Origin of the sequence: Kocuria marina (assembly GCA_014652975.1) — a bacterium.
GTDB classification, from domain to species: Bacteria; Actinomycetota; Actinomycetes; order Actinomycetales; family Micrococcaceae; genus Kocuria; species Kocuria marina.
This window is the reverse complement of sequence record BMZV01000001.1, coordinates 354,414-380,738: the sequence shown is the minus strand read 5'-3', so window position 1 is coordinate 380,738 and position 26,325 is coordinate 354,414. Positions and strand designations below refer to the sequence as shown.

Below are 26,325 nucleotides of genomic sequence, written 5' to 3'. Positions count from 1 at the left end.
CGCGTCGGGGCCCTCCGTGATACTGGGACCATGCCCTTCTTCAACCTGGACCGAATCGGCAGGGACCTGCCCTTTGCGCGGGCCGCCCCGCGGTTGCGCGAAGCCTTGCGCGGCGGCGTGGCCGTGGTCCAGGCCCCGCCGGGCACGGGCAAGACCACTGTGGTGCCGCCCGTCTTGGTGAACCTCGTTCTCGCGGGGAGCGTCTTCACGGAACCGCCCCCGGACACGGGGGCCGCCGGTCGATCGCGCACTTCTATGGACACGGCCGGCCCCGCGCTCGATCCCGTCACCGGCCGCGTCGTCGTCGTCCAGCCCCGCCGGGTGGCCGCTCGGGCCGCCGCGCGCCGGCTGGCCGCGCTCACGGTGACGGAGCCGGGCGGCGTCGTCGGCTGGAGCGTGCGGGGCGAGCGCAGGACGTCGAAGGCCACTCGGGTGGAGTTCGTGACCCCCGGCATCCTGCTGCGCCGACTGCTGCAGAACCCGGAACTGGCCGGGACCGCGGCCGTGGTGCTGGACGAGGTGCACGAGCGGGGCGTGGAGTCGGACCTGCTCGTGGGGATGCTCGCGGAGCTGCGGCAGCTGCGGGAGGACCTCGTGCTCGTGGCCATGTCCGCCACGGCGGAGGCGAAACGGTTTGCAGCCCTGCTGGGAGGGGACGCGCCCGCTCCGGTGGTGGACTGCCCGTCCGCGCTGCATCCGCTCACAGTGGAGTGGGCGCCGGGCCCGCAGCGCCTCGACGAACGGGGTGTCACCCCCGCGTTCCTGGCTCATGTGGCCCGCACCGCCGCGGCGGCTCATGCCCGCGCTGTGGCCACCGACCCGACCGTGGACGCCCTCGTGTTTCTCCCCGGCGCCCGGGAGGTCTCCCGTGTGGCGGCCCAGCTGCGGGGCCTCACCGACGCCGAGGTCCTGGAACTGCACGGTCAGCTCAGCCCGCGCGAGCAGGACCGCGCCGTCGCGGGCCGCGCGCCGGGGGAGCGCCCGCGCATCGTGGTCACCACGTCCCTCGCAGAGTCCTCGCTCACCGTCAACGGCGTGCGCCTCGTGATGGACTCTGGTCTGGCCCGCCAGCCCCGCCGGGACGCCGGGCGCGGGATCTCCGGGCTCGTCACGGTCTCGGCATCCAAGGCGTCGGCCGAGCAGCGCGCCGGCCGCGCCGCTCGCCAGGGCCCGGGCACGGTGGTGCGCTGCTACGACGACGCCGCCTGGGGCGCCATGCCCGCCCACTCCGTTCCCGAGGTGCGCACGGCGGACCTCACCGCCGCGTGCCTCGCGCTCGCCGTGTGGGGCTCACCGGGAGGTGAGGGGATGGCCCTGCCGGACCCGCTGCCGCCCCGTGCCCGCGCGGACGCCGAAGCCGAGCTGACGCGCCTCGGCGCGGTAGCCGAGGACGGCCGCGCCACCGGCCTCGGACGCCTGCTGGTCTCCCTGCCGGTGGAACCCCGCTGGGGTCGCGCCCTGTTGGACGGAGCGGACCTCGTGGGTGCTAGAACGGCGGCGGAGGTCATCGCCGCCGTCTCCGACGGCGTCCGCGTGCCCGCCGCGGACGTCCCCGCGCTGGTGCGCGGGCTGCGCTCCTCCCGTGGTGACGAGTCCGCTCGGTGGCGCCGCGAGGCGCAGCGGTTGGAACGGATGGCGGCGCACCCCGCGCTGGCGGGCGACGGTGCGGCGGAGGGAGCCGAGGAGAACACGGACGCGCCGCCCCGCGGGCCGGAATCGGACGTGCCCGCCGACGTCCGGGAGGGTGTCGTCGTGGCCCTGGCGCGGCCCGAGTGGATTGCCCGACGGATGGACGCCCACGGGGACCAGTGGCTGCTCGCCTCCGGAACACGCGCGGGGCTGGAGGCCGGGAGCCCGCTGCGTCACCACGAGTGGCTGGCCGTCGCCGAACTGACGCGCGCCGCGGGCAGGGTTGCCGCGGGCACCGGCGCGGTGATACGTGCGGCGGCACCCCTGGACCTGGCGCACGCGCAGCTCGCCGCCGGTCCGCTTGCCCGCACTGAGACGCGCGCGAGCTTCTCGAACGGTCGCGTGAGCACCCGCGAGGTGCGTGCGGTGGGCGCGATCGAGCTCTCCGCCACGCCCGTCCGCGCGGATCCGGACGCCGCCGTGCCCGCCATCCGCGCCGCGCTCGCCGCCGAGGGCCTGGACCTGCTGCCGTGGGACGACGCCGCCCGCGGCCTGCGCGCCCGGCTCGCGCTGCTGCGTCGTCACCTGGGGGAGCCGTGGCCCGCGGTCGACGACGCCGCCCTGGTCGAGCGCGTGACCGAATGGCTCGCCCCCGAACTGCGGGACGTGGCGCGTGGCGGGTCGCTGCGGTCGATCCGCGTGGTCGATGCGCTGCGCAGGCTGCTGCCCTGGCCGGAGGCGGCGCGCTTGGACGAGCTGGTCCCCCAGCGGCTCATGGTTCCCAGCGGGAACACCGCCCGGATCGACTACCCGGCGGTCTTCTCGGAGGACGAACCCGCCCGTCCGCCGGTGGTCGCGGTGAAACTGCAGGAGTGCTTCGGGTGGGCGCAGACGCCGCGCGTCGTGGCCGGGCGTGTGCCCGTGCAGTTCCACCTGCTCTCCCCGGGGCGGAGCACGCTCGCGATCACCGATGACCTCGCGTCCTTCTGGTCGGGGCCTTACGCCCAGGTCCGGGCCGAGATGCGTGGCCGCTACCCCAAACACCCCTGGCCCGAGGACCCGTGGAACGCGGTGGCCACAGCCAAGACCTCCCGCGCGCTGCGGCGGGACGGCTGAGCGGGGCCCGTGCGCGGGCGGACAGCGCGGGCCCGGTGTGCGAGCGCGGCCCGGGCGGTGGGGGTTTGGACGGTTGCGCCGGGCCGGGGCGGTGCAGGTGGGTGGAGGCTGCTGAAGCCTGACCACGGAGGTGGTGCGGTGCGGACGGGACGGCCGTGGACACCCCGTTTGAGATCCGCTGTGAGCTGCGTTACGGTGAAGTTTCGCCCCACCCCGGAGTGCATCACCACGTGCGCCCTGGGTCCGACCGTTCACCTCACGGCGCGGAAGCACCGGGCAGCACGACTGGCAGACGACCCGCACCGGCCCCTCATCGTCCAGGCCGGTCCGTGTGATCGGCTTGCCCGCGCTACCCCACCTCACCCGTCACGCCGCACGGGAGGGCCGGAGAGCACCCGCGCAGCCGCGGCTCACCGCCCGCACGTGCCCGGACACCGAGGTCAGAGGGGGCGTGTCCGTTCTCAGACACAGATCGCGAAGTGACTCTCATGACCACCACCACTGCGGAAACCACCATGACCATCGATCCCACCGAGATCCCCGCCGTGGGCCCGGAGCTGGCCCGTTCGTGGCTGCTTGTCAACGGCTCCCACACGTCCCGTTTCGACCAGGCCGCGCAGAGTGCCGCGGACGCCGTGGTACTGGACGTCGAGGACTCCGTGGCACCCGCGGACAAGGCCCAGGCCCGCGAGAACGTGATCGCGTGGCTCGGCTCCCGCAACCAGGAGGGTCAGGTCAACCGCGCGTGGGTGCGCGTCAACGGCTTCGGCACCGCCTGGTGGGAGGACGACCTCCTGGCGCTGAGGGACGTCCCCGGCCTGGACGGCGTGATGCTGGCCATGACCGAGTCCCCCGAGCACGTGACCCGCACCGCAGAGATACTGCGCGGCACCCGCATCGTGGCCCTGGTGGAGACCGCCCGCGGGGTGCAGAACCTGCAGGACATCGCCACGGCCCGGTCCACGTATCGCTTGGCGTTCGGGATCGGCGATTACCGCCGTGACACGGGCTTCGGCGAGAACCCCATGGCGCTGGCGTACACGCGCTCGCAGTTCACCATTGCCTCGCGTGCTGCCAACCTGCCCGGGCCCATCGACGGACCGGCCGTGGGCGCGCTGGGTGCCAAGCTCGCCGAGGCCACCGGCGTCACGGACGAGTTCGGCATGACCGGCAAGCTGTGCCTCATGCCCGAGCAGACCGCCACGGTCAACGAGGGCCTGTCCCCGTCCCTGAGCGAGCTGTCCTGGGCCACCGAGTTCCTGGGGGAGTTCGAGGCCGAGGGCGGTCAGATCCGCAACGGTTCCGACCTGCCCCGACTGGCCCGGGCCCGCAAGGTGTTGGGGCTGGCATCGGCATTCGGGATGCGCTTGCCGGAGGGCTACGACATGCACTTCGAGGCCCCCACCGACACCTACCACTGCTGACCTGGGCAGGGCGTGTGGCCCGGACCCGGGAGCGCCTTCAAATGTGGCCTTCAAACGTGGCCGTGGCTTGGGAGTGTCTGGAAAGTCGGCCGGGGGCCCGCGTTGAAGCACACTCGAAGAGCGCAGCCCACGACGGCGCGGGACACCACCGCCCCGACGTGGGCTGCTCATTGCCAGGCATCGCCGTCGCGGCCGAAAATGGGGTGGGGACCGCGCGGTGCCCACCGCGCGGGACGCCACCGAACGGCGTCGCCGTCCCCGTCAGCTGATCCGGGTTCGCGGGTCCCCCGCGGGCGCGGTCGGACCGAGCGCGTCGAATGGAGAATGAGCCGTGAGCCCGTCAAACGAAACTACCGTGCGCCGCACCAAGATCGGGATCGTGGGGGCGGGATCCGTGGGGACATCCCTGGCCTACGCCGCGATGATCCGGGGCACGTCCACGGACATCGCCCTCTACGACCTGCAGACCGCCAAGGTGGAGGCCGAGGCACTGGACCTCTCCCACGGCCAGATGTTCGCCCCGGGCGTCCGGGTGGAGGGCTCGGACGACGTCGCCGTGCTCAAGGACGCGGACATCGTCTTCGTGACCGCCGGCGCCAAGCAGCGCCCCGGGCAGACCCGCCTGGATTTGGCCGGTGCGAACACCGCGATCCTCAAGTCGCTCATGCCGCAACTGGTGGAGCAGGCGCCGCAGGCGGTCTTCGTGCTGGTGACCAACCCGTGCGACGTGCTCACCGTGGTGGCCCAGCAGATCACCGGGCTTCCCCACCAGCGGATCATGAGCTCCGGCACCGTGCTGGACACCTCCCGGCTGCGCTGGTTGATCGGCAGCGAGGCGCAGGTGAACACCAGCAGCGTGCACGCCTACATCATCGGTGAGCACGGGGACAGCGAGTTCCCCGTGTGGTCCTCCGCGAGCATCGGTCAGGTACCGCTCAGCGAGTGGGAGGTGGACGGGCGCCGGCCCTTCACCACCGAGCGCCTGGACGAGCTCAAGGACCAGGTGGTCAACGCCGCCTACCGCGTAATCGAGGGCAAGGGCGCCACCAACTACGCGATCGGCCTGGCCGGGGTGCGTATCGCGGAGGCCGTGCTCAAGGACCAGCAGTCGGTGCTGTCCGTGTCCACCGTGCTGGAGGACTACTACGGCGTGAGCGGCGTGGCCCTGTCCGTGCCGTCCGTGGTGGGGGGCGCCGGTGTGGGCCAGCAGCTGCGCATTCCCATGGGCGAGCCCGAGAAGCAGCAGCTGCGCGCGTCAGCGGGGGCCATGCGGTCCTCGCTGCACGACCTCGGCTTCTGAGCCCGCGCGCCCCGGCGGAACGGGTTTCGCAGGAATGAACGACGCCCTCGCACCGTGCGGTGCGAGGGCGTCGTCCGTCTGCGCCGCGGCGCAGGCCGTGGAACTCAGACAGTCCCGGGGGTGGTGCCACCGGCGGCCGCCTTGGCCGCGGCGGTGGGATCGGCTTGCTCGGGGTGGTGGACCAGGCGGAGGGTCTCGTCGAACTCGCGGTCGATCTCGGGGTTCTCCCGGTGGGTGGCCAGCGAGACGATGATGCCCACCAGACCACCCAGGATGAAGCCCGGGATGATCTCGTAGAGGTCACTCCACGGGGTGTACTGCCACAGGAACACGGTCGCGGCACCCACGACCATGGCGCTGATGGCGCCCGCGTTGGTGAGCTTGCGCCAGAACAGGCTCATGAGCACCACGGGGCCGAAGGCGGCACCGAAGCCGGCCCACGCGAAGCCCACGAGGTCCAGGATGGTGGAGTTCTGCTCCCACGCGAGAGCGGCCGCCGCGAGGGCCACGAGCAGCACGCCACCGCGGCCCAGCCACACCTGCGCTCTGGGGGACGGGGTGCGCTTGGCGGCCAGGTTGTAGAGGTCCTCCACCAGCGCGGAGGAGGAGACGATCAGCTGCGAGGAGATCGTGGACATCACGGCCGCCAGGACGGCGGCGAGCACGAGGCCCGCGATCAGCGGGTGGAAGAGCACCTGGGACATGTCCAGGAAGATGGCCTCCGGGTCCGTGGGCTCCTGGCCCGGGCGGTTGCCGTAGTAGGCCATGCCCACCAGGGCAGTGCCGATGGCACCCAGCACCGTGAGGATCATCCAGCCGATGCCGATCCGGCGCCCGGACTTGGCGTCCGCGGGGGTGCGCAGCGCCATGAAGCGCACGATGATGTGGGGCTGGCCGAAGTAGCCCAGGCCCCACGCGAGCGAGGAAATGATGCCCACCGCAGTGCCGCCCGCGAACAGGGACAGCGCGTCGGGGTTCACGTTCTCGATCCGGGTGGCCATCTCACCGGGCCCGCCCACCAGGAAGATGCCCACGATCGGTACGAGCAGCAGCGCGCCCAGCATCAGCAGACCCTGGAACAGGTCCGTGTAGGACGCACCCAGGAAGCCTCCGAAGAATGTGTAGAGCACGGTCACCCCGGCCACCAGGAGCATGCCCGTGAGGTAGCTGGTGCCGAACGAGGACTGGAAGAACACACCGCCGGCCACCATGCCGGAGGAGACATAGAACGTGAAGAACACCAGGATGATCACACCGGAGATCACGCGCAGGATCCGGGTGTTGCCCTTGAGCCGGTTGTCCAGGAAGGACGGGATGGTGATCGAGTTGTGGGATACCTCGGTGTAGGCCCGCAACCGGGGAGCCACGATCTTCCAGTTCACCCACGCACCGGCGGTCAGGCCGATGGCCAGCCACGCCTCCACCAGCCCGGAGAGGTACACCGCACCGGGCAGACCCATGAGCAGCCACCCGGACATGTCCGACGCGCCGGCCGACAGCGCAGCCACGCCGGGCTTGAGGTTGCGCCCGCCCAGCATGTAGTCGTCGAGGTTCTTGGTCTTGCTGTTGGCCCACAGGCCAATGCAGATCATGGCGATGAAATACGCCAGGATTGCCAGGAGTTGGTACGCCTGATCGGACATGCTCGTGCCTTCCGGTACGGGGTCGTTGGACTGCGCCCACTGTATAGGGGAGGTGACGCAGATCCCATGTGAGCCGTGTGAGACAGTTCACAACCCTACCGCTCCGGAGGCCCTACGGACGCGTCACCGGCCACGGTGTGAAGGTCGCGGGTTCGCGCCGCCACGAGCTCGGGTCCCATCGGTCCAGCACGTCCGCGGCGGTGCGCACGGGGTGGACGATCCCCAGAGTGCCGGCGAGCCACGCGAGCACGTCCTGCGCCGTGTACCCGATGTCCTCGAGCTCCCCGAGCGTGACGGCGCCGTCCCGCTTGGCGAGCCGCGCCCCGGCGGGACCGAGCACCAGCGGCACGTGGGCGTACTCGGGAACCCGGTGCCCCAGCAGCCCCGCGAGATACGCCTGTCGCGGAGCGGACGGCAACAGGTCGTCCCCGCGCACCACCTGGTCCACACCCTGTTCGGCGTCGTCCACGACCACGGCCAGGTTGTACGCCGGCGTCCCGTCGTTGCGCACGAGCACCATGTCGTCCACGGCTCCCGTGTACTCGCCCACGAAGTGGTCGTGCACCGTGAACTCCCGCGTCTGCGCCCTCAGCCGGATGGCGGGGGGTCGCTGGGTACGACGTCGCGCGCGCTCGGCCGCACTCAGGTTCCGGCACGTGCCGGGGTACGCGCCCGGGATGCCGTGGGGAGCGGAGGCCGCCGCGTGGATCTCCTTGCGCGTGCAGAAGCACTCGTACGTGAGGCCCGCCTCGGTGAGGTCCTGTACGCGGTCCAGGAATCGGGGAATGCGTTCGGACTGGTGGTCCACGGGGCCGTCCCAGTCGAGGCCGATCGCCCGCAGATCCGCCGCGTTGCGCTGTGCGGCCCCCTTCTTGACCCGGTCCAGGTCCTCCACGCGCAACAGGAAGCGGCGCCCCGTGGCCCGCGCGAATCCCCACGCGGCCAGGGCCGTGCGCAGGTTTCCCAGGTGCAGGTCCCCCGACGGCGACGGCGCGAAGCGGCCCGCCGGGGTCACGGGGGTGTCGGGGTTGGTCGAAAACACGCGGCACACAGTAGCACCGCCCCGCCGCGGGTTCCCGTCGCGCGGGGCGGCCGGAGCGGCGTCGTGCCCCATGCCCCGGTGGCTTGCGGCGATACGTAGAGGGTGCGGGGTTGCCGATAGAGTGAACCCCATGGCACGCACCCAGGAGTTGCGCCCCGGCGTCTATGTGATCGGCACCGAGAACTGGAGATTGAACTCCGGTCTGGTGCTGGGCACTCAGCGCGCCCTGGTGATCGACACGGGTGCGGGGCCTCGCCAGGGCCGGGAGATCCTGACCGCGGTGCGTGAGCTCACGGAGCTGCCGCTCACCGTGGTGAACACGCACGCGCACTACGACCACTACATGGGTAACGCGGTGTTCACGCGCGCCGGGGCCACCGAGTTCTGGGCGCACAAGGCGTGCGCGGCCGCGATGGCGGAGGTCGGCGAATACCAGCGCAGTTTCGTGAGCACGCAGGAACCCGAGATGGGTGAGGGCCAGGGCATGGACACCCAGCTGATTATGCCCACCAACACTCTTCCGGGGGACGGTCGCAGGCCTTCCCTGACCCGGATCGACCTGGGGGAACGCCCCGTCACCCTGTTCTTCCTGGGCCCCGGTCACACGGACAACGACGTGTGCGTGGGCGTGGACGACGTCGTCTTCTGCGGTGATCTCGTGGAGGAGGGGGCGGACCCCAACTTCGAGGACGCCTACCCCCAGCGCTGGGTGGAGTCCTTGCGCGCGCTCGCGACTCTGGAACGCTACCGGGTGTTCGTGCCGGGCCACGGCTCGCCCGTGACCGGCAACTTCGTGTCCCAGCAGGCGGACACCATGGAGCTGGCCATCCGGCGCGCTCGGGACGTGGGCCTCTCCGGTGAGGGCCCGTCCACCGCCTCGATGTACCGCTTGCCGTACCAGGCCGGCGTGGCCAGGGTTTTCCTGGACCGATTGGCGGCGATCTAGCCGGTCGTCACTCCCGGACGTCCGATAGCAGTTGCGTTCGTAGTCACCGGGCCGCCGTCACCGGGTCGTGTCGCGCAGTCGCCGCGCCACGAGCGACCACCCCAGGGCCGCGGCCGCCGCGATGCCCACGTACCCCGCCGTGAGCGTGACCCGCCCGGCAAGCGTGCCCGCCACGGTCGGGGAGGGCCACCAGATTGCTGCCGCGAGCAATGCCGCGGCCAACACGGTCAGGGTGATCGCGGTGCCCAACCGGGGTCGCGCGGGGAATCGCGGGCGGTACACGGGCGCTCCGTAGGGGGCGGGCTGCGACCGCGTCGGCTGGGGCTGCTGGTGCCCGTACTGCGCGTGCGGGTACCCCTGCTGAGCCTGCGGGTACGATGCCGCCCGCTCCTGCTCACCACGCTGCTGTTCCGCGAACTGCCGCTCGGCGCGCTCGTGGGCCGGTGGAAGATAGGCACTCTCGCCCCGGTCCTCGCTCCATTCGATGTCCTGGCGTCTACGCGAACGGTTCTTTCGGAACTGCCGGTAGAACTGGAGCGATGCCGCTCCGGGACGGGCGTCGGTACGGGAGAGAGCGGCGTCGACGGCGCGTGCCACGAGGGTTGCCACGACGCCCCACCCGCCCACGATGAGCAGCGCGGCCGCGGCGTCCGTGGGACGGTGCCAACCGTTGAGGATGGTGAGCATGCCAGTGACCGCCGCTATCAGGGCTCCCCAGCGCCCCGCCCTGGCCCGCAGGTGGGGAGGCGCCACGAGCAGCACGGCCATGAGCGCGGAGGCCGCCGCGGTCGTGTGACCGGACGGGAACGAGTTGGACGCGATCTGCTGGATCCCCAAATCGGGTTTGTCGAGCACGCCGTGCTTGAGGAACTGGGTGGTCACGTTTGCAGCGAACGCCGCCCCCGCGGCACATACGGCGGCCGTCCAACGGCAGTAGCGCACGGCCCACACGAGCGCGAGGACGCCGGCGGCCACCGCCCCGAGCTCCGGAACGTACTGCGCGAGGACGAGGGCCGCGCCGGGGAAGTAGACATTGCGGTCGGCCTTGGCCTGGGCCAGGGCGACCTCGTCGAGTGCCTGACCCGTGACCGTGTGCAGACTGCCGTACGCGATGAGCATGACCAGACCCCACAGCACCGCGAGCGCGAGGAAGGCACCGACCACGGTCCGGGTGGTCACCGAGCGGGCGGAGGTCCCGGCCGGTGGGCCGGCGAACTGCGGGTAGGGGGCCTCGGGGCCGCGGGGGGAGGGGGCGTGGGACACGGAAGACTTACCTCACCGATAGAAGGACGGGTGGGCCCACCCGGGTGTGGCGGGCCCGTCCCCATGGTGACACGTTCCGCCCGGACGGTGCTGTGAGTTCCGGGGTGGGCCGCCCGGGCCGAGAGCGCCACCAGGGTGGTCCTCAGTGAGCGAACGAGTTCTGGGGCGACATCCGGACCTAGCGTGCTCATTGGGGCGAGTTCCGACGGCGAGATCTGCCAGATATCAAAAGCGTTCGGTAACTAATCAATATGGATTTCGTCCGAATGGTCGAATTACGTAGTCCTACCCTTACGACAACGCCAATTTCATGATAGTCGATCCAGTTTTTGAGGCGGATGTTGTCTGTAGCGGCTGAACTGCTTGTGAGTTACCGAGTCAAATCCATATCGTGTGAGACAAAACACAGAATGTCATTCCATTCCTCCAAGGAGATATTATGCAGTTTCATGTAGATGGCTATCAAACCGGTGATCCCATGACTATGCCCGCTCAGGGCTCGGGGGTGGATCGTCCCGCCGAGTTGCCCGACACCATGGACGTGCTGATCGTGGGGTGCGGTCCCGCCGGGTCGATCACCGCAGCACAGCTGTCCCGGTTCCCAGAGGTCAACACCAGGTTGATCGAACGCCGGGGACACCGATTGCCGTTGGCCAATGCGGATGGCGTGCACTCCCGGACCATGGAGACGTTCCAGGCGTTCGGCTTCGCCCACGAGATCTACGAGGAAGCGCACACCATCACGGACATGGCGTTCTGGAAGCCTGATCCCCAGGACCCGGAACGTATCATCCGCGAGATGAGCACCCGCGAATTGCCGGAAGAATTCAGCGAATGGCCCATGATGCTGATCACCCAGGTGCGCATCATCGATCATTTCAATCGGTTCATGAAGAACGCGCCCACTCGGATGGAACCGGATTACGGCTACGAATTCGTGGACATGGAAGTCGCCCCCGAGGAAGAGAACCGCGAATACCCGATCACGGTGACCCTGCGCCGCACGGCCGGACCCGACGAGGGCCAAGAGCTTCAGGTGCGTACCAAGTATGTGGTGGGGGCGGACGGCGCTCGGAGCAATGTGCGCAAGTCCCTGGGGTATCGACTGCATGGCAAGCAGGCCAACCATGCGTGGGGCGTGATGGACATCTACGCGGACACCAACTTCCCGGACGTTCGCAAGAAGTGCACCATCAAGTCCTCGACCGGTCGCACCATCCTGCTCATCCCGCGCGAGGGCGGGTTCCTCTTCCGGCTCTACGTGGATCTGGGTGAAGTGGCGGAGGGTGATCGTTCCGTGCGCGAGACTCCACTCGAGGACGTGATCGCCACTGCGCAGCAGATCATGAGCCCGTACAAGCTGGATGTGAAGAACGTGGTTTGGCACTCGATCTACGAGGTGGGTCACCGTGTTTCCGACCATTTCGATGACCGCGCCTCGGAGAAGACCTCCAGCCAGGACCCCCGCGTGTTCATCACCGGGGCTGCGTGCCACACGCACTCGGCCAAGGCGGGGCAGGGTATGAACGTGTCCATGCAGGACGGGTTCAACCTGGGGTGGAAACTGGGCCACGTGCTCTCCGGAAACAGCCCCGTGGAACTGCTGCGCACCTACGCGGAGGAACGCAAGGACATCGCCCATCGTCTGATCGAGTTCGACAAGGCATGGTCCACCCTCATGGCGCAGCCGAGTGACCAGTTCGAGAACCCCAACGAACTGGAGGATTTCTACACGAAGAACGCCGAGTTCAACGCGGGCTACCTCACCGAGTACGAGCCATCAATGATCACGGCGGACACCAAGCACCAGGAACTCGCTGAGGGATACCCGCTCGGTAGGCGTTTCAAGTCCGCCATGGCGGGCCGTGTGTGCGATCTGGTGCCCATGCACATCGGGCACGATCACTTCGCGGACGGTCGGTGGCGTGTCTACGTCTTCGCTGACGACGCAGCTCCGGGAGTTTCCCAGACCCTCCAGGATTGGGCCCACTGGGCTGAAGGATCGCTGTCTCCCGATCTGTTCGACACCAAGTTGATCCACCGCCAGCGGCACACCGAATTCGATGTCTCGGACGTGCCGGGGGCGTTCAAGCCCAAAACCGGCACGTTCCGACTGACGGACATGGAGAAGGTGTTTGGCACATTGGAGGGACACGACATCTTCGAAGAGCGCGGTATCAGCGCGGACGGTGCGGTGGTAGTGGTCCGCCCCGACCAGTACGTGGCCGGCATCTTCCCGCTGGGGGACACGGCGGAGATCGAGGAGTTCCTCTCAGGCGTATTTCCTTCGGTGCGCTCCGCGGCAATGATCAACGTCTGAGTCCCAGCCGCACCAGCGTTTCTTCACGCGCTGACCGGCTGACACTGGCGCCTCGGACCTCTCGATCCGGGGCGCCAGTGCATCTCGTGCTTCGCGCCTTACATTCCTCGTCTGCCGTCGACCCACGATGCGATGTGCATGCGGGTCGTGACGTCCAACTTGGTGAGGATGCGACCCACGTGGCCGTCCACGGTGCGCGGCGAGACCACCAGTTCTTCGGCCACCTGTCTGTTGGTCAGCCCCCGAGCCACCAGTTGAGCGACCTGCCATTCCTTGTGGGTCAGCGGTTGGATGTCCGTCTCCTGATCGGCGTCCTGCGGTTCGGCGAGTGCCACCGCGATCGCTTCCTCCTTGGTCAAGCGCTTGTGCTCGAAGGGTGAGGAATCCGACGTTCCCGGTTCGAGTCCTTGTCGGACACGCTTGGCGGAGGCCCGGGAAATCTCATCGATGTGGGGCCCGAACGCCCGGATCGTGGTTCCCAGACTGCGCCACACGGAGGCCGCGGCGCCAGAGAGTTCCACGGCGCGCGGGAAATCACGGGTGGAAGCGGCAACCCACGAGAGCAGTTCGGTCGTCAGGGCTGTGCAGATCGCCCACGCGGTCGTGGGCGGCTACTGCGCGTTCATAGTGAACTATCGCGGAGGAGAGGTCCCCTGTGAAGATGCCGTACAAACCGCTCCAGTGCTCCGTGTGAGCAAGCAGGCCGTCGTCCCCGAGGGCCGTGGCTACCCGTCGGCATTCGGCGAGGTATTCCGCGCCAGCTTCGTGATCGCCTTGCAACAGGCTGACCCAGGCGACCACCCACAACGCGGATCCTCGTTCGTGTCGTTCCGGGGCGTCGTCGTACTCGCCCAGGACACGGTCGAGCCAGAAACGTCCTTCGCTGAGGTAACCGTCCGACACCCAGTGGTGACGCAACGCTACCGCCAGGCGGGCAGCAGCGTTGATCTCACCGGGGGTGGCTACGGACCACTGCAATGCCGCCATGGAATTGGGGCGTTCCGTGCGAGCGCGCAGGATGAACTCACCCTGGCGCGGAGTAGACCACTGTTCGACCATGGTTTCCGCCCGGCGAAGAAAGCAATCCCGGTGACGACGGCGCAGCTCAGTGGCCGCGCCGTCGTTCAGCCGGTCGGCGCCGTATTCACGCACGGTCATGAGCTGGCGGTAGCGCACTGCCTCCCCGTTGCGTTCGGTGAGCAGGATGGACTTGGCCACGAGGCGATCCAACAAGTCCAGAACGAGATCCGGGACGAGACCATCGAAACTGCAGATCTCCTCGGCGGCTTCCAGATCGAAACTGCTGGGAAAGACTGACAGCCGTTGCCACAGCACCTGCTCCTCCGGGGTGCAGAGCTCGTAACTCCAGTCGATCAACGCTTGGAGTGTCCGGTGCCGGGGTTGAGCAGTGCGAGACCCGCGGCTCAACAATCGGAAGCGCTGGTCCAGGCGATCGAGCAACTGGGTCACGGACATGCTCTGCAACCGCGCAACGGCGAATTCGATGGCCAGTGGCATGCCGTCGAGGCGCGTGCACAACTCGATCACGGCCCTCTGGTTCTCGGGAGTGATCGCGAAGTCACCCACCACGTTCCGTGCACGGTCCACGAACAGGGCAATCGATTCGAAGCGTTCAAGGTCCTGAACCGCATGGTCGTCCTCCACGGAGGGTGTCGCCAAGGGAGGCACGGGATAGATCGCCTCGCCGGCCATGCTCAGGGGCTCACGGCTGGTGGTGAGGATCCTCACCCCCGGGGCCGTGGCCAGGACACGGTCCACCAACTCCCCGGCTCCGGGCAGCACGTGTTCACAGTTGTCGAGGAACAGCAACAACTCCTTGTCCTTCAGGTAGTCCGTCACTCGTTCCAGCGCCCCGCGATTCGACTGGTCTTGAATGGCCAGGGCGGAGGCGACTATCGGGCTGATGGGGGCACCGGGGTTGAGGGATCCCAGATCCACCATCCACGCACCGTCGCGGAAATGGGTCTGCAAGCGCTGACCGACTTCTATCCCCAGGCGGGTTTTGCCCACGCCTCCGGGACCCGTGAGGGTCGTCAACCGCGAGCGGGACACCGTGGCCCGCGCTTCCTTCAGTTCCCTGCGACGTCCCACGAATGAGGTCGAAGCGGTACTGCTCGTCGCAAAGGACTGACTACCTACGCGGTTAACCATGCCCATCATCTTCTCGCGGCGAGGCCCGGAACAGAACTCACGAACCCTTACGGCGTACCCACCAGCCCGGACCCGTCAGCTGCGCGTGCGCGTGAAGGACGAGATCCGGGTGATCTCCCGGCCCACGATGAGCGCCTGCATCGAGTCGGTGCCCTCGTACGTGGAGACCACCTCCATGTCGGTGAGGTGACGGCCGATGTGGTACTCCAGCAACAGCCCGTTGCCGCCCAGCATGTCCCGGGCGGTGCGGCACATGGCCAGGGCTTTGCGGGAAGTGGTCATCTTGACCATGGAGGCCATGGCGTCCGTGAGTTGGTCGCGCTCCTGCAACTGCGCCATGCGGGTGCACAGCAGCTGCATGGAGGTCAGGTCCGAGAGCATGGTGGCCAGCCGCTCCTGCACCAGCTGGTAGCTGGCGATCGGCATCCCGAACTGTTCACGCTCCAGGGCGTAGTTCGCGGCGATCTCGAACGCCGCCATGCCGTGCCCCACGGCCTCCCACGAGGCACCGCCGCGGGTGGCCTTGAGCACCTTGTTAACGTCCTTGAAGCTGTGGCAGTTCTCCAGCCGGTTCTCCTCGGGGATCCGCAGGTCCTCGATCACGATGTCCGCCTGGTTGATGGCGCGCTTGCCGATCTTGCCGTCGATCACGGTGGGGAGGTAGCCCTGCGGGTACTCGCCGTCCTCCTGTTTCTCCACCACGAAGCATTTGACCTGTCCGTCCGCCTCGTCCCGGGCATAGAGCACGATCACGTCCGCGGCGTGGCCGTTGCCGATCCACCGCTTGTGCCCGTTGAGCACCCAGTGGTCCCCGTCCCGGCGCGCGGAGGTCTCCAGGGACACCGAGTCCGAGCCGTGGGTGGGCTCGGTGAGCGCGAACGCACCGGTCGTCTCGATCTTCGCCATGGTGGGCAGCCACCGCTGGCGCTGCTCCTCATTGCCCAGCATGTAGATGCTGCCCATGCACAGGTTGGAGTGCACGCCGAAGAACGTGTTCACGGAGCCGTCGATCCGGCCCATCTCACGGGCCACCAGCCCGGCGGCCTGGCGGGAGAGTCCGGGGCAGCCGTAGCCCTCGATGAACGTTCCCACGACCCCCAGGTCGGCGAGGCCCTTGAACGCGGGGAGGGGGTGCTCGCCGCGCTCCCAGAACGCGTTGATCGCGGGCAGCACGTGCTCCTGGCCGTAGGCGCGCACGCGGTCGCGCAGGGCGATCTCCTCGGCGGAGAGTTCCTGGTCCAGCAGGAAGAAGTCGGGGTTCTCGAGCAGTTCGCTCATCACGGGTCCTTTCGGTGGCCGGGAGGCGGGGCTCCGCCTCGCTGCGGTGCGAGATTCTGGTGTGGGGAGGGGCTACGCGCGGTTCGGGGCCGCGCCCGGGGAACCGGCGGCGCCGTCGTGCGCGGCGGCGGGCACTGCACCGACGGCCGCGCGGTCCGGTGCGGGAGCGTCGTCGTGGGCGGCGCGACGGGAACGCAGCCAGGCCATGACATCGGTGCCGTCCGCACCGAGGGCGGGTGGGGCCTTGTCGTAGCGCACCGGGGTGCGACTGAAGGTCACGGGGTTCTTGATCAGGGGCACGGCCTCGTCGCCCTCGCCCACCTGCACCACGGGGTCCAGGCCCAGGGAGGCCGCGTACTCCACGCCCTCGGGGATGGTGAGGATGGGGGCGCACGGCAGGCCCTCCGCCTGCAACCGGGACGCCCACACCTCGGCGGTGTCCGAGGACAGCGCCTTGTTGAGCAGCGGGCGCAACTCCTCACGGTGTTGGTTGCGGTTCTCCACGGTGTCGAAGCGCGGGTCCTCCGCGAGCTCGGGCAGGCCCAGCACCGTGACGAAACGCCGGAACTGGGGGTTGTTGCCCACCGTGATGATGAGGTCCTTGTCCGCGGTGGGGAACGGCCCGTACGGGAACAGACTGGGGTGGTCGTTGCCCATGCGCTGGGGGTCGTTGCCGCACGCCGCGTAGCCCGTGGTCTGGTTGACCAGGGAGGACAGCGCGCAGGAGAGCAGATCCAGGTGGATGTGCTGGCCCCTGCCGGAGACGTCCCGCTCGTGCAGGGCGCCCAGGATGGCCACTGCGGCGTGCAGCCCGGTGAGGACGTCGAACATCGCCACGCCCGCCCGCTGGGGTGGGCCGTCCGCGGAGCCGGTCACGGACATGAAGCCCGAGACGCCCTGGACCAGCAGGTCGTAGCCCGGCAGGTGTGCGCCGCGGTCCGTGCCGAATCCGGTGATGCTCGTGTGGATGAGCCCGGGCCACCGCTCGGCCACGGCCTCGGGATCCAACCCGTAGCGGGCCAGCCCGCCGGGCTTGAAGTTCTCTATGAACACGTCCGCGGCGTCGATGATCCCGTAGGCGGTCTCCAGGTCCGCCGGATCGCGCAGGTCCAGCACGATGGAGTGCTTGTTGCGGTTCACGGAGAGGTAGTAGGTGCCCACCCCGTCCCGGCTAGGCGGCTTGTACCCGCGGGTGTCGTCCCCGGTGGGGCTCTCCACCTTGACCACGGTGGCGCCCATGTCCGCGAGCAGCATGGTGCAGTAAGGCCCCGCGAGCACGCGGGAGAAGTCCGCGACGACCACTCCGCTGAGCGGCCCGGAGGTCGCAGGATCCTGGGTGAGGGACATGAACGCTCCACTGGGACGGGGAATGTGTTTCATCCCACACAATCACCGTCATTAGGTTCTGTCCAATACAAGAAGAGCGGGGGACTGATGCGCGTGTGGCAACAATCACGTAGGCTCCGCCCATGGAAGTCCACGAAGCCAAGGCGTTCCTGGCGGTTGCCGAGGAACTGCACTTCGGGCGCGCCGCCGCCAACCTGCGGATCGCGCAGCCACCCCTGAGCCGGCTCATCAAGAGCATCGAGAAGTCCCTGGGTGCTCAGCTGTTCGAGCGCAGCACTCGGCAGGTCTCGCTCACCCCGGCCGGGGCGGCCCTCCTGGAGCCCGCGCGCGAGCTGGTGGCGGCCTCGGAACAGGCCCGCACCGCGGTGGCCAAGTCCATGACCGGAGAGACCGGGCGCGTGCGCCTCGGGTTCGCGGGAGCGTCCATCAACCGGCAGGTGGGGGAGCTGGCCCGCCACGTGCGCACCCACCGCCCCGGGGTGCACCTGGAGCTGCACGGCTCGCAGTTCTCCCACACCGCCATGCAGAAGGTGCTGGGCGGCTCCCTGGACGTGGCCATCGGTCGGTGGGACTTCATCCCCTCGGAGCTGCGCTCGTCCGTGCTGGGCCACGAGGAGATCATGGTGGTGCTGCCCAGCAACCACCCGCTGGCGGACGCGCCCCGGGTGGAGATGTCACAGCTGGCCGAGGAGTCCTGGGTGATCCTGCCCTCGGGTCCGGGGGCCGCACTGCAGAACCGGCTGACCTCCCTCGCCACAGCGGCGGGCTTCGTGCCACGCGTGGCCCAGGTGGCGCCGGACTCGTGGACCCTGGCGGTGCTCGTGGCCGCCCAGATCGGCTGCGCCCTGAGCCTCGACACCGTGCGGGACAATGTCGCCTCGGACGGCGTGGTGTTCCGGCCCCTCGCCCAGCCGCAGCGCCCCCTGGACGTGCAGCTCATGTGGCGCGCGGCGGACCCCAACCCCGCGCTGCGTGCCGTGGTGCGCCTGGCCCAGAACCTCTACGGGGACCCCCGCGGCCAGGCCGCAGAGGTCCCTGGAACCTAGCGGGTCCTACTCGTAGTCGTACCAGCCGTGGCCGGTCTTTCGGCCGTAGTCACCGGCCTCGTACTTCGCCTTGATGGATTCGGCCGGCAGGGACGCGGGGTCACCGGTCTGCTCGTACTCGGCCAGCCGGATCAGGTAGACCACGTCGATGCCCACCATGTCCATGAGCTCGAACGGGCCCATGGGGTGGTTCAGGGCGGTCTTGGCGGCCACGTCGATGTCCTTGTAGTCCGCCACCCCGTCCTCGTAGAGCTTCAGCGCCTCCGTGCGCAGGGCGCCGAGCAGGCGGTTGGCCACGAAGCCCGGAACCTCCTTCTTGAGCTCCACGGGGGCCTTGCCGATCGAGCGGGCCAGCTCCATGGCGGTCTCCACGGTCTCACGGGAGGTGCCCTCGTGGGGGACCACCTCCACGCACTTCATCACCAGCGCGGGGTTGAAGAAGTGCACGTTGCACACCTTCTCCGGCCGGTGGGTGGCGTCCGCCACGCGCGAGGACACGATGTTCGAGGAGTTGGTGGCCAGGATGGTGTGCTCGGGGCACACCGCGTCCAGCTCCGCGAAGACCTGACGCTTGATGGTCAGGTCCTCCACGGCGGCCTCGATCACGAAGTCCGCCTGCGCGGCGCACGCGTCCCGGTCCGTGGAGAACATCAGGCGCTCGAACGCGGCGTCCACGTCCTGCTGGGTGCGCCGGCCCTTGCTGACGTCACGGTCCATGCGGGAGTGCAGCTGCTCGGAGGCCTTGTCCACGGCCTCCTGCTTGATGTCCACCACGTCCGTGTCGTACCCGGCGAGGGCGCAGACCATGGCGATCTGGGAGCCCATGGCCCCGGCACCGATCACGGTGATGTGCTGGATCTCCTTCAGGGGGTTCTCGCTCACTTGCTCACGTCCTTCTGTGCTGCACTGTGGAAATCGGGGGTCCGCTTCTCCAGGAACGCGGTGGTTCCCTCGGCCTTCTCGGCGCTGCTGTAGAGCACGGACTGGGCCAGGCGTTCCAACAGGATCCCGGTCTGGTGGTCCACGTCGAAGCCGTGGCGGATCACGGTCTTGGCCAGCTGGATGGCCAGCGGGCCCTTGGCCATGATGGCCTGCGCCGTCTCGCGGGCGGTAACCAGCAGCTCGTCCGGCTCCACCACCTGGGTCACCAGCCCCATGTCCAGGGCCTCGTCCGCCTTCACACGTCGCCCGGTGAGCACGATCTCGGTGGCCCGGCCCAGGCCCACGAGCTTGGCCAGGCGCTGCGTGCCGCCCGCGGCGGGCATGATGCCCAGCCCGGTCTCGGGCAGCGCGAACTGCGCGTTCGTGGAGGCCACGCGGATGTCGCATGCCAGGGCGAGCTCGTGCCCGCCGCCGAATGCGTAGCCGTTCACCGCTGCAATGGTGGGTTTGGGGAACTGCTCCACCTTCTCGTACACGCCCTGCATGGTGGCCTTCAGCCCGTCCTTGGGCGTGCGTACGGCGAGCTCGTTGATGTCCGCGCCCGCCACGAAGGCCTTGTCCCCGGCGCCGGTGAAGATCAGCACCTGCACGTCGTCGTTCTCGGCCAGCTGCGAGAGGGTCTCGGTGATGGCCCGCAGCACGGTCGCGTTGATCGCGTTGCGCACCTCCGGCCGGTTCACGGTGACCAGGGCGATCCCGTCCGTGACGTCCACGGTCAGGACGTCGGTGTTCTCTGCGCTCATGATGCGTTCTCCTTCGTGTTCTCGTGCGGGGCGTGCGCACCCGCGGGGGCACCGCCGGTGCCGTGCGCGCCGTGCGTGCCGCGGGCGGCGTCGGGAACCTCGGCTCCCTCCGGCACCCTGGTGATCTGCCCGGTCTCGGGGTCGACGACGGCGCGCGGCCGGCGCAGGCGCGCGAGCACCGCGGCCGCGACCACCAGTGCCAGACCGATGAGCGTGACCGGGGCTCCAGGCAAGAACATCATGAATCCGCCCACGGCGAGAACCACCCGCAGGCCCATGGGCAGCTGCCGCTCCACGAATGTGAGCCAGCCGCCCATGGACGCGGCGATCGCGTAGACCGCCACGAGACTGGAGAGGAAGGCCAGCCCGATGTGCACGGGCTCGCCCTGGGCCACCAGTGCGGGGTTGAGCGCGAAGCCGAACGGCACCACGTACTTCACGGCGCCGAGCTTCATCGCGGAGAAGCACGTGGCCATGGGCGAGGCCTTGGAGATGCCGGCCGCCGCGAAGGCCGCGAGCCCCACGGGCGGGGTGATGTAGGAGACCGACGCCCAGTAGATGACGAACAGGTGTGCGGCGATCGGGTCCACGCCCAGGGCCGTGACGGCCGGGACCATCACGATGGCGAGGAACACGTACGCGGCGGAGATCGTCAGGCCCATGCCCAGGATGAAGCACACCACGGCGCCGGCGATCAGGATGAGCACCACGTTGTCGCCCACCAGGGCCACCAGGTCGCGGGACAGGGACAGGGCCACGCCCGTGGCGGTCAGCCCACCCAGGATCAGGCCCACGCCCGCGATGATGCCCACGATCTGCGCCAGCGTCTTGCCCACGTCCACGCCCATGTCCACCCACTGGCGGGGGCCGAACCTGACGCTGGGCTTGACCAGGGCGATCAGCAGCAGGATGGCCACCACCCAGTACGGCACCCGGGCCTCGGAGTCAGTGGTGAACAGCAGCGCCGTGAGCACGGCCAGGGCGCCGAGGTAGGGCCAGCCCATGGCCAGGGCGTGGCGGGCGCGCGGCAGCAGGTTCTTGGGCGTGCCGCGCAGTCCGCGCTGGGCGGCGTAGCCGTCGATCTGCAGGAAGATGCCCAGGTAGTAGAGGATCGCGGGGATGGTGGCCGCCACCAGGATGCTCGTGTACGGCACGCCCACGAAGGAGACCATGAGGAACGCCGCGGTGCCCATGATGGGCGGAGTGATGGAGCCGCCGGAGGACGCGGTGGCCTCCACGGCCCCGGCCACCCGGGCGCTGAACCCGGAGCGCTTCATGGCCGGGATGGTCATGGGTCCCGTGGTCAGCACGTTGGACACCGCCGAGCCGCTCATCATGCCCATGGCCGCGGAGCTCGCCACGGCCACCTTGGCGGAGCCGCCGCGGTAGCGGCCGAACACGGCCATGGACAGCTCGTGGAAGAAGTCCGCACCGCCGGTGTGCTGCAGCACCACGCCGAACAGCAGGAAGCCCACCAGGATGGTGCCCGCGGTCTGCAGGGGCAGGCCCAGCACGCTGTCCACGCCCATGGTGTGCACCTGGGCCAGGGTGGGCAGGTCGTAGGAGATGCCCTGCAGGAAGGACAGCGGGATGATCCCCGCGAACAGCGGGTACACGGAGAACAGGAACGCGATCACGAGCACCACCAGACCGGCGGCCCGGCGCAGGGTCTCCAGGATCAGGGCCCAGAACACGAAGCTCAGCACGGTGGCCAGGGTGGGGGCCATGTACTGCCAGCCGTACTCCTGGATCTCGATGCCGTGCACCGCGAAGTACGCGCTGGTGCCCATCACGGCCAGCAGCAGCAGGACGTCGTACCAGGGCACACCCCGGCGCTGCCGCACCGCGGCCCCGGGGACGTGCTTGCGGAGGGGCGACACGATGAACACGATCGGCACGAACACCGCGATCAGCAGGTACAGGAACGAGTTGGTGGGGATGGTCACCCCGCCCACGTTCCAGAAGAACACCTGGTTCATGGTCAGCAGCACGCCCACCACGGTCAGCACGATCACCAGGGTGCGCCAGAACGGCGTCAGCCGCGGGCTCGCGTCGTGCAGGGAGACGTCCGAGGGCATGGTGGGCTGGGCGGTGTCGCCGCCCTCGTGCGGGTGCGTGGCGGTGAGCGGAGCGCCGGTGCGGGGGTCGATGGCCGGTCCGGGGGCGGTGGTGGGCCCGGCGGTGCCGGCGGGAGTCACGGCATCGGCGGAGCCAACGGCGTCGGCAGGCTGGTACGGGGTGCTCATGCGTGGCCTCCGGAGGGTGCGGTGGTGGACGACGTGCCGGGCAGGGTGCCGGGGGTGTCCGGGAGCTCGGGAAGGTTGGCCTTCTTCCAGTCCACCCATTCCTTGCGCGCGGACTTGGGGTCCTCACGGTCCTTGTGGTCCTGCCAGAACGCGGGCCAGGCCTCGTGCATGCGGCGCTCGCGCTCCAGCAGGGCGTCCTGGCGGGTCTGCAGGTCCTTGCTCCAGCGGCCCTTGCTGGTGAGGAACTCCACCATGGCGTCGTGGAACGGGATCACCAGGGGCGTGAGCTGGATCTGGTCCGTGCCGAAGCGGTGGGCGTCTGGGGTGGTGTCCTTGTAGTCCGGGTAGTACCGGTCCATGTCCGCGACCAGTGCGGCGACCTCGTCCGCGGGGCGGTCCGCGCGGGCGACCACCGGGATGGTGTACTGCATGTTCACCGCCGTCTCCCCCTTGGCCAGGCCCGCACCCTTGGAGAACTCGCCGGGTTTGACCATCGGCGCCAGCTCCTTCCACGTGGCGTACTGGGAGGGCGTGCCGCCGCCCAGGTTCAGCCAGCGGATGGGGTACTGGGAGGCCAGCTCGGAGACGTTGGCGCCCACCACGTTCTGGTAGAGGGTGTCGATCTGACCGGTCTTCAGCGCCTCGATCTGGCCGCTGTAGGTGACGTCCACCATCTGGACGTCCTTGCCTGTGAGGCCGCCGTAGTTGAGGATCGCCTCCATCTTGCGGTTGATGGACGTGCTCGCGATCAGCTTGGGGAACTTGCGGCCCTTGAGGTCCGCCACGGTCTCGATGCCGCTGTCCTTGCGCACCAGCACCCCGTAGTTGCCCGGGGGAGTCCACACGAGGCGCAGCGCCTGCGGGCCCCACTGCTCGGAACAGTACTCGTCATTGCCCTCGAACGCGTAGTAGTACTCGTCCCCGGTGCGCGAGTACTGGGCCGTGCCGTTGATCAGCGGGGCCAGGCGCCCGATGCCGGTGTCCGAGGTCATCAACCGGATCTGCCGTCCCGTGCGCTGGGTCAGGGTGTTCGCGACCGCCGCGAGGTCGTTGTACGTCCCGGTGCCCACGCCGTAGGTGGACCACACCAGCTGATGCGTGCGGTCGGTCGCGCGCGGGCCTCCCGCGCAGGCCGACAGGCCCCCGATCACGGGCAACGACGCCGCTGCGGCTAGCAACGATCGTCGGCTGAGGGTTCGTGTCATGGTGCCTCCACGGGAGTGATGCGATGGACCCACCGGCCCAACGCCGCCGCAGGGTGCGCGGGGGCCGGTTCGACCGGTGGGTACATTCATACCGTCAATTGCGTGACCCACGACACTTTCCGGTCGATTGATGCCTAACCAGTATCGCCGAGGGTCAGGTGGGGCAATGCGTCACGGTGACGGCGGCGGGTCCCTGCCAGTCCTCGAACTCTGGAGCACGTTTGGGCCAACGTGCGCATTTTGAGGCACGTTCTGGCCAGCCCCCGGACTGTGAGGCACGTTGAAGCCACGAACAGCGGGTATTCCTGGCCTCGACGCGCCTGAAAGTGCACCCGGTGGCTCGAGAGTGCCTCAGATGTCAGGCAGTGGGCGGGGTCTCGCTCTCGCGACGTCGCATCGCGGCCTGGTGGACACGCAGGTCCGCGAGGAGACGACGCCGCTGCAGCTCCACCGTGCGACCGTCACCTCGGTCGGTTCGAGGGTTCGATCGTCCGCCGGGCCGGCGTCGGAACGTGGTCGCACCGCTGGCAACTCTGGCCGAGTGGCCAATCGACCCGTGCGGCGCGCTCCCCGATAGGCTCCGGCCATGGACACTTCCGCTCTGGACTACGTTGTGACCGAGTGCAAGGCACTACTCGAAACCCGGTTTCCGGACGGGTCGGAGCACGGTGCGGCGGCCATGCTGCTCGAGGACGGCACCGTGGTCACCGGAACCGCCCCGGACATGCCGAATGCCGCGGTCGAGGTGTGCCACGAGATCGAACCGTACTGTGCCGCCCACCGGTTGGACCTCAGGGTGGTGGCCTCGGTGTGTGCACCGCAGGGCGGATGGCAGCGTCGTCGTGCTGAGCCCGTGCGGGGTGTGCCGGGAACGGTTGGCGGCGTACGGGCCGGACGTCCTGGCGGCGGTGGCGCCCGAGGAGGACATCGACCGTTTCGACGCGGAGGCCCGGCGATGGTGCGCCGAGGCCGTGGCGAAGGTGCGGGCGGAGGGCAACCGGTCTCGGACACGCACCTGCTATCGGTGCCGCTGCCCGAGGAGTGGGGCGTGGACCTGTACCACAAGGACGAGTCCACGCATCCCGCAGGCTCGCTCAAGCACCGCCTGGCGCGCTCGCTGTTCCTGCACGCGCTGTGCAACGGGTGGGTGCGCAGGGGGCGGCCGGTGATCGAGGCGTCGAGCGGGTCCACGGCGGTGTCCGAGGCGTACTTTGCACGGCTGATCGGGGTGCCGTTCATCGCCGTCATGGCCCAGGGGACCAGCCGTGACAAGATCCGCCTGATCGAGCTGCACGGCGGTCGCTGCCATTTCGTGGAGCGCCCGGACCATCGGACGAGTGGCTCGCGGGGGAGGGGCTGGACATCGCCCCGTACCTGGAGCGGTTGGAGGGCTTCATGGGGAGCGGGGAACTGGGGTGAGCGCCGGCGTAGCGACGGCCGGGACGATGAGGATGGGGAGTCCGCATTGTGGGGTGTCCCTTGGAACTGGCTTCTCGTCGACTCCTGCGGTCCGCTTTTCGAGTTCCGTAACAAATAGAGGCAAGCCGGCGCGAGCGAGACCCTCGAGGTACCCATTCCACGTGATCGTCGGATTCCGCATGTCAACCACCACTTCTTTGGCGATGCGGACCACGGTTGAAGGGTCCAAATCCAACTGGTCGAGTAAGAAGTCATCCGGAGACCGCACCGCAACGTCATAGGGCTTGAGGGCGGTCGTCGGGAAATCCTTCTGGTTGGATGTCACGATGAGCTCGGCTCTTGAACGGACCGCTGCCGCCAGCACATGTCTGTCCTTGGGGTCATTGGTCATGGCGGGCACGAGGCTCTCGTAGTTCTCGACCAGAGCGTCGGGGAAGAAGTCCCGCATGGCGTTCACGCGTGTGCGAGCGCTGTGCGGGTCCTTGTGAAGCTTCTTCACCAGATTGCGCTCTACCTCGTTCAGAATCTCATCCGACCAAAGCGGCCTGAATTGCTTGGCCGTGGCCAGACGCAGTAGTAGATCTGCGATAGGCATGGGAATCAACACGCATGCATCGAGAACCACCGGGAACGACATGGGGATTTACCGGGTGGCCGGGTCTGCCGGGATGTCGAAGTATGTGCCGTGGTTCGCTGCCTCGTGAGTTGCCTGTCGGAGACCTTCGCGGCGTGTCTTCTCGAGACGTTCTTCATAGGCAATGAGATCAGTCAGCAGGACTCTGCGGTGCCTTCCGACCTTGGTGAACGGGATATCACCTTGCTCCAGCAGCTTGACCAGTGTTGGCCGGGAAATTCCCAGATGATCAGCAGCTTGCTGGGTGGTCAGCTTCGCGTTGGTCGGTACCACGGAGACGCCGCGGTTGTTGGCAAGCGCGTCCACGACGTGTGTGAGCAGGGAGTAGACCTCAGCGGGGATCTGCTGTGTGGCTCCGGTCGGAGACACCAGGTATGGGATCCCGCGGCCCTGTGCCGAGGGCGTGGCCTCGAGGAAGGCCGCGAGGGCTTTCAGTTCTTCCTCATGAGCCGGGGTGGGTGCGACAGTTGAGCGATCCAGCGGGGCGGTTGTCATGTTTCTACCCTACTGGCTATTCGAAATATTCAAAATGTCATCACTCCACCTCGCTCTGCCGCAGCCGCTCCCATATGTCGAACGCCAGAGCGGGTACCGCGGGACAAGGTTGGCG

Annotated in this window: 19 protein-coding genes and 1 pseudogene; 7 read left to right on the top strand and 13 right to left on the bottom strand. The window is 68.7% G+C overall.

Translation table 11 applies throughout. From position 1 onward, the window contains the following. Nucleotides 1-30 precede the first annotated feature (30 nt). From hrpB to IE157_RS01815, 3 genes are all read left to right on the top strand, one after another. Nucleotides 31-2,745, top strand: a complete 2,715-nt coding sequence (hrpB, locus tag IE157_RS01825) for an ATP-dependent helicase HrpB (protein ID WP_193518958.1) — start codon at nt 31-33, stop codon at nt 2,743-2,745. 488 nt (nt 2,746-3,233) lie between these two features. Continuing rightward, a complete protein-coding gene (locus IE157_RS01820) occupies nt 3,234-4,169 on the top strand; it encodes an HpcH/HpaI aldolase/citrate lyase family protein (RefSeq protein ID WP_193518957.1) in 936 nt (311 codons plus the stop codon). A 331-nt stretch (nt 4,170-4,500) separates the two neighbouring features. Then, nucleotides 4,501-5,469, top strand: a complete 969-nt coding sequence (locus tag IE157_RS01815; RefSeq protein WP_193518956.1) for an L-lactate dehydrogenase — start codon at nt 4,501-4,503, stop codon at nt 5,467-5,469. Between the two features lie 104 nt (nt 5,470-5,573). On the opposite strand, the gene putP is transcribed toward IE157_RS01815, so the two are convergent. Together putP and gluQRS are read right to left on the bottom strand one after the other, a co-directional pair. Then, entirely contained in the window at nt 5,574-7,112 is a 1,539-nt protein-coding gene (gene putP / locus IE157_RS01810; protein ID WP_193518955.1) for a sodium/proline symporter PutP, read from the bottom strand. Between the two features lie 112 nt (nt 7,113-7,224). Continuing rightward, nucleotides 7,225-8,154, bottom strand: a complete 930-nt coding sequence (gluQRS, locus tag IE157_RS01805) for a tRNA glutamyl-Q(34) synthetase GluQRS (protein WP_318281255.1) — start codon at nt 8,152-8,154, stop codon at nt 7,225-7,227. A gap of 130 nt (nt 8,155-8,284) precedes the next feature. Between gluQRS and IE157_RS01800 the strand changes: the two genes are divergently transcribed. Continuing rightward, entirely contained in the window at nt 8,285-9,100 is an 816-nt protein-coding gene (locus IE157_RS01800; protein WP_193518953.1) for an MBL fold metallo-hydrolase, read from the top strand. 57 nt (nt 9,101-9,157) lie between these two features. Here IE157_RS01800 and IE157_RS01795 read toward each other — a convergent pair whose 3' ends face one another. Next, the gene (locus IE157_RS01795) at nt 9,158-10,363 is read right to left on the bottom strand and encodes a phosphatase PAP2 family protein (protein ID WP_318281254.1); all 1,206 of its coding nucleotides are present in this window, start codon (nt 10,361-10,363) and stop codon (nt 9,158-9,160) included. Nucleotides 10,364-10,802: 439 nt separating this feature from the next. On the opposite strand from IE157_RS01795, the gene IE157_RS01790 reads away from it, so the two are divergent. Next, nucleotides 10,803-12,683 (top strand): FAD-dependent monooxygenase, encoded by a 1,881-nt coding sequence (locus IE157_RS01790; RefSeq protein ID WP_193518952.1) that lies wholly within the window; start codon nt 10,803-10,805, stop codon nt 12,681-12,683. A gap of 98 nt (nt 12,684-12,781) precedes the next feature. On the opposite strand, the gene IE157_RS01785 is transcribed toward IE157_RS01790, so the two are convergent. From IE157_RS01785 to IE157_RS01770, 4 genes are all read right to left on the bottom strand, one after another. Further along, nucleotides 12,782-13,204 (bottom strand): helix-turn-helix domain-containing protein, encoded by a 423-nt coding sequence (locus tag IE157_RS01785; protein WP_193518951.1) that lies wholly within the window; start codon nt 13,202-13,204, stop codon nt 12,782-12,784. Between the two features lie 13 nt (nt 13,205-13,217). Then, on the bottom strand, nt 13,218-14,795 hold the full coding sequence (locus tag IE157_RS01780) for an ATP-binding protein (RefSeq protein WP_193518950.1): 1,578 nt from the start codon (nt 14,793-14,795) through the stop codon (nt 13,218-13,220). 135 nt (nt 14,796-14,930) lie between these two features. Next, a complete protein-coding gene (locus IE157_RS01775) occupies nt 14,931-16,133 on the bottom strand; it encodes an acyl-CoA dehydrogenase family protein (protein ID WP_085106248.1) in 1,203 nt (400 codons plus the stop codon). 72 nt (nt 16,134-16,205) lie between these two features. Continuing rightward, complete coding sequence (locus IE157_RS01770) at nt 16,206-17,480, bottom strand: CaiB/BaiF CoA transferase family protein (protein WP_193518949.1); 1,275 nt, start codon at nt 17,478-17,480, stop codon at nt 16,206-16,208. A gap of 122 nt (nt 17,481-17,602) precedes the next feature. On the opposite strand from IE157_RS01770, the gene IE157_RS01765 reads away from it, so the two are divergent. Continuing rightward, on the top strand, nt 17,603-18,526 hold the full coding sequence (locus tag IE157_RS01765) for a LysR family transcriptional regulator (RefSeq protein WP_193518948.1): 924 nt from the start codon (nt 17,603-17,605) through the stop codon (nt 18,524-18,526). 6 nt (nt 18,527-18,532) lie between these two features. Here the strand turns inward: IE157_RS01765 and IE157_RS01760 are convergent, their stop codons facing one another. The 4 genes from IE157_RS01760 to IE157_RS01745 are packed head-to-tail and all read right to left on the bottom strand — an operon-like array spanning nt 18,533 to nt 23,662. Further along, nucleotides 18,533-19,408 carry a 3-hydroxyacyl-CoA dehydrogenase family protein gene (locus IE157_RS01760; protein WP_193518947.1) on the bottom strand — a complete coding sequence of 292 codons (876 nt, stop codon included), beginning with the start codon at nt 19,406-19,408 and terminating at the stop codon, nt 18,533-18,535. After that, a complete protein-coding gene (locus IE157_RS01755; protein ID WP_193518946.1) occupies nt 19,405-20,211 on the bottom strand; it encodes an enoyl-CoA hydratase/isomerase family protein in 807 nt (268 codons plus the stop codon). The genes IE157_RS01760 and IE157_RS01755 overlap by 4 nt, the downstream gene beginning before the upstream one ends. Then, the gene (locus IE157_RS01750) at nt 20,208-22,457 is read right to left on the bottom strand and encodes a TRAP transporter permease (RefSeq protein ID WP_193518945.1); all 2,250 of its coding nucleotides are present in this window, start codon (nt 22,455-22,457) and stop codon (nt 20,208-20,210) included. The genes IE157_RS01755 and IE157_RS01750 overlap by 4 nt, the downstream gene beginning before the upstream one ends. Then, complete coding sequence (locus IE157_RS01745) at nt 22,454-23,662, bottom strand: TAXI family TRAP transporter solute-binding subunit (RefSeq protein WP_193518944.1); 1,209 nt, start codon at nt 23,660-23,662, stop codon at nt 22,454-22,456. The genes IE157_RS01750 and IE157_RS01745 overlap by 4 nt, the downstream gene beginning before the upstream one ends. A 926-nt stretch (nt 23,663-24,588) precedes the next feature. On the opposite strand from IE157_RS01745, the pseudogene IE157_RS01740 reads away from it, so the two are divergent. Next, nucleotides 24,589-24,981 (top strand): annotated as a pseudogene (locus IE157_RS01740) (pyridoxal-phosphate dependent enzyme); the annotation flags it as partial. A 74-nt stretch (nt 24,982-25,055) separates the two neighbouring features. Here the strand turns inward: IE157_RS01740 and IE157_RS01735 are convergent. Next, nucleotides 25,056-25,718, bottom strand: coding sequence for a PIN domain-containing protein (locus IE157_RS01735; protein WP_193518943.1), 663 nt, complete (start codon nt 25,716-25,718; stop codon nt 25,056-25,058). Between the two features lie 6 nt (nt 25,719-25,724). Further along, on the bottom strand, nt 25,725-26,210 hold the full coding sequence (locus IE157_RS01730; RefSeq protein WP_144940753.1) for a helix-turn-helix domain-containing protein: 486 nt from the start codon (nt 26,208-26,210) through the stop codon (nt 25,725-25,727). Nucleotides 26,211-26,325: the final 115 nt, after the last annotated feature.